Source organism: Bradyrhizobium sp. P5_C11_2, from assembly GCF_054049755.1.
The window spans coordinates 1-6,441 of the sequence record NZ_JBFULT010000439.1; the positions used below are offsets into that span (position 1 = coordinate 1).

Annotated in this window: 3 protein-coding genes; 1 reads left to right on the forward strand and 2 read right to left on the reverse strand. The window is 64.6% G+C overall.

Features of this window, described 5'->3' with window-relative positions:
• The first annotated feature begins 24 nt into the window (after positions 1 to 24).
• Positions 25 to 2,826, forward strand: a complete 2,802-nt coding sequence (locus tag ACXJL8_RS30280) for an ATP-binding protein (RefSeq protein WP_456686109.1) — start codon at positions 25 to 27, stop codon at positions 2,824 to 2,826.
• A gap of 337 nt (positions 2,827 to 3,163) precedes the next feature.
• Here the strand turns inward: ACXJL8_RS30280 and ACXJL8_RS30285 are convergent, their stop codons facing one another.
• Together ACXJL8_RS30285 and ACXJL8_RS30290 are read right to left on the reverse strand one after the other, a co-directional pair.
• The gene (locus tag ACXJL8_RS30285) at positions 3,164 to 6,064 is read right to left on the reverse strand and encodes an ATP-binding protein (protein WP_456686110.1); all 2,901 of its coding nucleotides are present in this window, start codon (positions 6,062 to 6,064) and stop codon (positions 3,164 to 3,166) included.
• A 78-nt stretch (positions 6,065 to 6,142) separates the two neighbouring features.
• Entirely contained in the window at positions 6,143 to 6,424 is a 282-nt protein-coding gene (locus tag ACXJL8_RS30290; protein ID WP_456617632.1) for a hypothetical protein, read from the reverse strand.
• Positions 6,425 to 6,441: the final 17 nt, after the last annotated feature.

Genomic DNA, 6,441 nt, shown 5'->3' on the forward strand with positions numbered 1-6,441 from the left:
GTCTTCGTCTTTGGGCCATTTCGCATGGACGCCTTGCAGAGGCGGATTGAACGGGATGGCAGCCCGGTCCAGCTCTCGGCTCGCGCATTTGACATCCTGCTGACCCTGATCCGGCAGGCCGGCAGCGTCGTCAGCAAGAGCGATCTGATGGCCAGGGCATGGCCGGACTCCAGCGTCGACGAGAACAGCCTGCGGGTTCATATCGCAGCACTGCGCAAGGCGCTCGGGGACGGCAATGACGGAGCCAAATATCTGAGCACGGTCTCCGGACAGGGCTACTGCTTCGTCGGTTCGATCTCCGGCCCGGAACAGCAGCGATCTGAGCCGCCCGAACCGGCTTACGTCCACAACCTGCCGGCGCCTCCCCGGCAGATGGTGGGACGCGAGCAAGCCATCCAGGACATATCGGAAAGACTGAGAGTCCAACGCTTCGTCACGGTCGTCGGTCCCGGCGGCATCGGCAAGACCACGGTCGTCGTTTCCGCCGGCCATGCCCTGCTCGCGGAATTCGCCGGTCAAGTCCATTTTGTCGGTCTCGGCGAGACCGACAACGCCGCTCTGGTGCCAGCGATCGTCGCATCTTCACTTGGGCGCCGGACCCGATCGAATGATCYTACCAACAGTCTTGCGGCATTCCTGCGCGACCGGCGCATGCTGCTCATTCTGGACTGCTGCGAACATGTCATCGAAGCCGCCGCGGCGCTGGCCGAACGGCTCTACCAGGCAGCACCGGAGCTGCACATCGTGGCCACGAGCCGGGAGTTGCTGCGCGTCGAAGGCGAGTACACATACCGTCTCCCGCCGCTGCCGAGCCCGCCGGACAAGGCCGTTCTGACCGCCGCGAGCGCGCTCGCCTATCCCTCCGTGAAACTCTTCGTGGAGCGTGCGGCCGCAGGAGGCGGCGAGTTCGCGCTGACGGATACGAACGCCTCGGACGTCGGCAATCTCTGCCGTCGGCTCGACGGCATCCCGCTTGCAATCGAGCTCACCGCCGGCCGTGTGGGCGCCTACGGCGCGAGAGCGATGATCCAACTCCTCGACCAGCACCTCAATTTGCTGTGGGAGGGACGACGCACCGCACTGCCCCGACACCGGACGCTGCGTGCGACCATCGAATGGAGCTACAATCTTCTATCCGAGCCGGAACGCGTGATTCTCGGCCGGCTGTCGGTGTTCGTCGGCAGCATGACCCTGGACGCCGCCCGGTCGATTGCCGCGGCCGGGGAGGACGACGACACGATCCTGGCGATCATCGACAGCCTCGTCGCCAAGTCGATGCTTGCGCTGAACGCCGGCTCGCAACCGACCCGCTACCGGCTTGCGGACGCGACCCGGGCCTATGCGCAGGAGAAACTTGCCGCCAGCGCGGATGCCGGCGCGACAGCGCGACGCCACGCCTGCTACTTTCTCGGTCTCCTTGAAAAGATGGCTGACGAATCGGGGCGAGACTTTTCGGCGGCCGCCGAGGAATTCGGCAACGTGCGCGCCGCACTGACGTGGTGCTTCTCGGATCAGGGGGACCGCAGAACCGGCGTGGCGCTCGCTGCAGCATCAATACCGTTGTTCTTCAAGCTGTCGCTCCTGGCGGAATGCGAGCTCTGGGTCACCCGCGCGATCGAAGCACGCGATGACACGAATGAAAGCATCAAGCACGGTCTCGCACTCCACGCCGCCCTAGGGGCTGCCCGGATGCTCACGGGACAGCTGGACGAACTGGGCGCCAATCACCTCAACCGGGCGCTCGAACTAGCGGAAAAGATCGGCGACGTCCCCGGGCAGATCCGTTTGATTGACCAGTTGCATCTCCTGCAATTGTTCGTCGGCAAGTATGACGACGCACTGGGCACCGCCAAGCGCGGCGAAGCCATTGCCCTCGCCAGCAACGATTCCGTTGCGGTGGCGCGCATGCGCGTAATGCTCAGCATCTCCTGCCAGTATCTCGGCAGGTTTGTTGCCTCTCGCTCCTATATCGAAGCGGCATTGCAGCATCCGGGCCTGGAGCGGGACGTCCATGGCGGCCTCACCCTCGAATATCCCAAGCGCGCTCAGATCACCCTTGCTCGCGTCCTCTGGCTTCAGGGACATCCCGATCAGGCCAAGCAAATGGTGCGCCGGGCCATCTCGGATGTCATCGCAGTGAACCACCCGATCATGTTCTGCAGAGCGCTGCCATGGGCATTCGGCGTCTTCTTCTGGAATGGCGAGCTGGAGGATTGCGAAGAGCATGTTGACAGGTTCGTCGTGGAGGCTCGAAGGCACAACCTCGCCATCCTCCAGATGGTCGGCGAGGCCATGAAGGGGATTACGCTGCTGGCCCGGAGCGAGACCGATATCGGGCTCGTTATGCTGAAAGGCGCGATCGAGAAGCTGCAGAGCCAGCGTTTCGGTACGGTGCCAGGGTTTCGCATGCCGCTCGCCGAAGCCCTGGCGGCGATGGATCGCGGCGATGAAGCCCTGGACACCATTGAGCTGGGGATTGCCCAGGCCCGGCATTGCAACCTCATGATGAACATGCCCGACATGTTGCGGGCGCGCGCGGAAGTGCTGATGCGCAAGAGCAATCCGGATCTTTCGCAAGCGGAGCAGAGCTTCGTGCAGTCGCTTGAGCTGGCCCGACGTCAGGGGGCGCTCGGATATCAGCTGCATGCGGCGATCGGTCTTGCAACGCTATGGCAGCGGCAGGGCCGCCGCAGAGAAGCACAGGACATGCTTGCGTCAATCTATGGTCGGTTCACCGAGGGATTCAATACGCCCCGCCTGACGGCGGCCAGGGAGCTGCTCGCCAAATTGGGGGCGCCGCCTTCGAGCTCGCTCGCCGCGAGTTGACGGCTCCGTGGCAGGCGCGACCGATTTGTCCGGGTTGGATCCGATGTCGGGCTCCGTGTCGAAGCCGATCGCGCCGCCGATATTCTCGACATGCCGTGCACTCCCGATAGAAGGGCGCGGAGTGGAAAGATAAGTTCGAGGCGCCATGGCATCCTGGGCCGGCAACGAGGCGCCGAAGCCATTCGTGCCTGTTTTCTGCGGCGAAGGGGCTCGACGAGCAGTTTTCCGGAACGTTCCGGAGCACGGGGGATGCGGCGCTCGCCGAGGCCGCAACGGCATCCGATTGCATGGATCGGATGCGCCCCCGGGGCATCGGCTGCGACACCGCAGCGCGACTCTACGAGGTCGAAAGCTGCGCCATCATGGCTCTGGCGCGCCTCAGATCGGCGGTCTCAAAACCTTCGGTGAACTTTCCGTACACGGAATTGAGAACATGGCGCGCATCGGCGGGACGGCTCTGACTCGTCCTCAATCGCGCCAGACTGATCGCCGTCCTCAACTCCCAGAACAGCGCCCCCTGGCCACGCGCCACCTCGGACGCCCTGGCAAAGGCCTGCTCGGCGGCGATGGCGGAGCGGTGTTCGCCGGGATGCAGCAGCAATTCGCCTTTGATGCGCCAGAGTTCGGCCTCGTACCACCGCTCGTCCCTCGCCTCGCATCGCGCAAGCGCCTCGTCGACGGTCGCAAGCCCCAGCGACACCTCGCCAGCCTCTCCGAGGCATACCGCCAACTCGYCGAGCGGAAGCAGGAAACGCGGCAGGAAACGCGCCTCGCCCGCCAGTTCGAGCGCCTTGCGCAGCAGCGGCAACCCGACGGCAACGTCGCCGCTTCGCGCCATCACGACGCCTCTGAAGGCGCGCGCCCACACGTTCCACAGGCGGATCGGATGACGTTCCGTGTGCTCGATCAGCATCGTGCAATAGCGTTCCGCCGCCTCGAGATCACCGGCCAGCAGAGCGATCGGGCAAGCGCCCTGGCCCAGTACGCTGCAGAATGTCAGGGCGTGGCCGCTCGCACGGCCCTCCTCGACGTTGCGCTCGACGACGCTCAATGCCTGATCGCCCAACCCGAGCAGCCACAGGATGCGCGCCTGGAAGTAGCGCGCCGAGGCCCGCAGGTCGAACCGGAAACGGATGACCTGCGGCTTCGCCGTCAGATCCGAAAGACGAGACAGGGTCCGCCCAATGTGATGATGCGCCAGCCGCTGGTCACCGAGAAAATGCAGCGTGGTGGCGAGGAGCCGGTCGGCCATCATCCGGTCGACGGAATTGCTGGAATCGGCCACGACTTCCGCGAAGCGGTGCGCGAATTCGAGCGCCCTGCGGAACTCGCCATTGTTGAACTGATCAATGCACAGCCCCCAGAGCGCACGCAGCAAATAGTCGTTGTCACCGAGCTGCTCGGCAAGCTGCAGGGTCGCGGTCCAGGCGGGACCGGCCTCGCGAGCGCGTCCGACGCCGTACATCAGCGACCAGCCTCGGGCGGCCGACAATTGCATGCGGAGCCGCAACGCGCCTGCGGCGGTGTCGTCAAGGCTTGCCAATGCAAGTTCAGTCCGCTCGCGGCATTCTGCGAGGAGTGACAATTGCACCCATAGCGGCACTGCCGCAGCGGTCAACGCCACTCCTATCTGCGCGTCTCCGCGCGGCGAGAAGGCCCAATCGAGGCAGGTTCGCACATTGTCGATGTGGCGGCCGTAGACGGCAAGCCACTCCGTCTGCGGCTTCATTTCGCTATCGGCCTCGGCACGGGCAAAGAACCCGCAATAGTACCTCGCCTGGCGTCTGGCCGCGTCGGGAAGTTCGCCGCTGGCCTGCAGCTTTTCCAGCGCATAAGCGCGCGTGGTATCCTGCAGGCGATAGTGGGGGCGGTCGCCGCGTATGTCCGCAAGGACGAGCGACTTGGCCACCAGATTGGCAAGCTGGCCGGTGACATCGCTCGCGCCCTCGCCGGCGACGGCGGTCACTGCATCGAGCAGAAACTCTCCGGCAAAGATGCCGAGCTGCCGCAGAAGCCGGGCCTCGGCCTCCGGCAGCAGGTCGTAGCTCCAGTCGAGCGTGGCACGAAGCGTCTGTTGCCTGGGCAACGCCGTACGCCGGCCGGTCGTCAGAAACTTGAATCTGTCGTCGAGAAGTGCCGCAATCTTCGGCGGACTGAGCATCACCGCGCGCGCCGCCGCGAACTCGATCGCGAGTGGAATGCCATCCAGCCGCCGGCAGATGGCGGCGACCGCGTCGAGGTTTTCCGCGTCAGGCGCGAAGTTGGAGCCCAGCGCCTTCGCCCTGGTCGTAAACAATTCCATGGCCGTATACGCCGATGCGATGTCGGGCTCGAGCCGGGCGTCGGGCGGCACGACCAGGGGAAGAACGCGATAGACGTGTTCACCATCAATGCGCAGCGCTTCGCGGCTTGTCGCTATGATGGTCGTCCCCGGACAGCGGTTGACGATCGTCTCGGCCAGCTGGGCCGCGGTATCAACGACATGCTCGCAATTGTCGAAAATGAGCAACAATTGCCTGGCGCCGATCGCACGCGCGACAGATTCCGGCGAGATCTCCTCCCCTTCGAGTTTGATGCCGAGCATGCCGGCGACGGCCGAGCAAACGAGCTTGGGATCGGACAACGAGGCCAGTTCGACCAGCAATCGATCGGCCGCAAAGCCGGCCGGCGGCGTTCTGGCGGCTTGGAGCGCAAGCGCTGTCTTGCCGATCCCGCCAGGGCCGACGAGGCTCACGACGCGATAGGCCGACAGCAGCTTCCACAAATGCGCGATCGCGGTGGTGCGGCCGATGAGATCGAATGATGCGCTGGGAATGTTGGTCGACGGCAGCAACGCGGGTGCGGCAGATTGTAGCGGAGCGTCCACCTGCCGGATTTGCCATGATCCCAACAGGCGATAACCGCGGCCGACCGTGGTTGCCAGCATGTCGCGATCCGGACCAAAGGCCTTCCGGATCGCCGCAATATGTACCCGAAGTGCACTCTCCTCGACAAAGACGCCGCGCCAGACTCGCTCCGTCAGGTCATCCTTGGTGACCAGCTGGCCCTCGGCCTGGGCCAATTCCGCAAGAATCTCAAAGGCTCGCCCGCCGAGGGGAACGGACTCTCCCATCGAGCGAAATTCTCGCCTGGCAAGATCGATTTCCCATTCCGCGCACGCGTAGACCGGACGCTGGCCTGGCTCAACCATCATTGGGATTGCCCCAAGCGGTACCTGAGTTCGTCTCAAGCTTAGCACCAACCCTTTCGAAAAACACAGCTTCCCCGGACGCGAGGACCGCCGGAGACCGAACGCTCCTATCGCGCTACTTGCATTTCAGCAGCCGCGACAGATGGACCCTTCCAGCATCTTCTCGAGCTTGGCGTCGTCCTTGTCGATGCTCGGGTAAGTGCCGAGCAACGGTCCCGTCATCGCGTGACCGCCAGTTTCGGACGCCGGCAGCGCGGTGCCGAGCGAGTTCGTTCCGGGCGTGGCGGCGCTGGTCCCGAGCTCGCCGCCGCTTGCCATCGACATGTGCGATCCCATGCCGCCGCGGGCAGATGCGGCGCCCGAAAGCGCAATGCAGGCGGCGACGCAGAGAAACGAGGACAGTCTCATGACTCACACTCCACAGG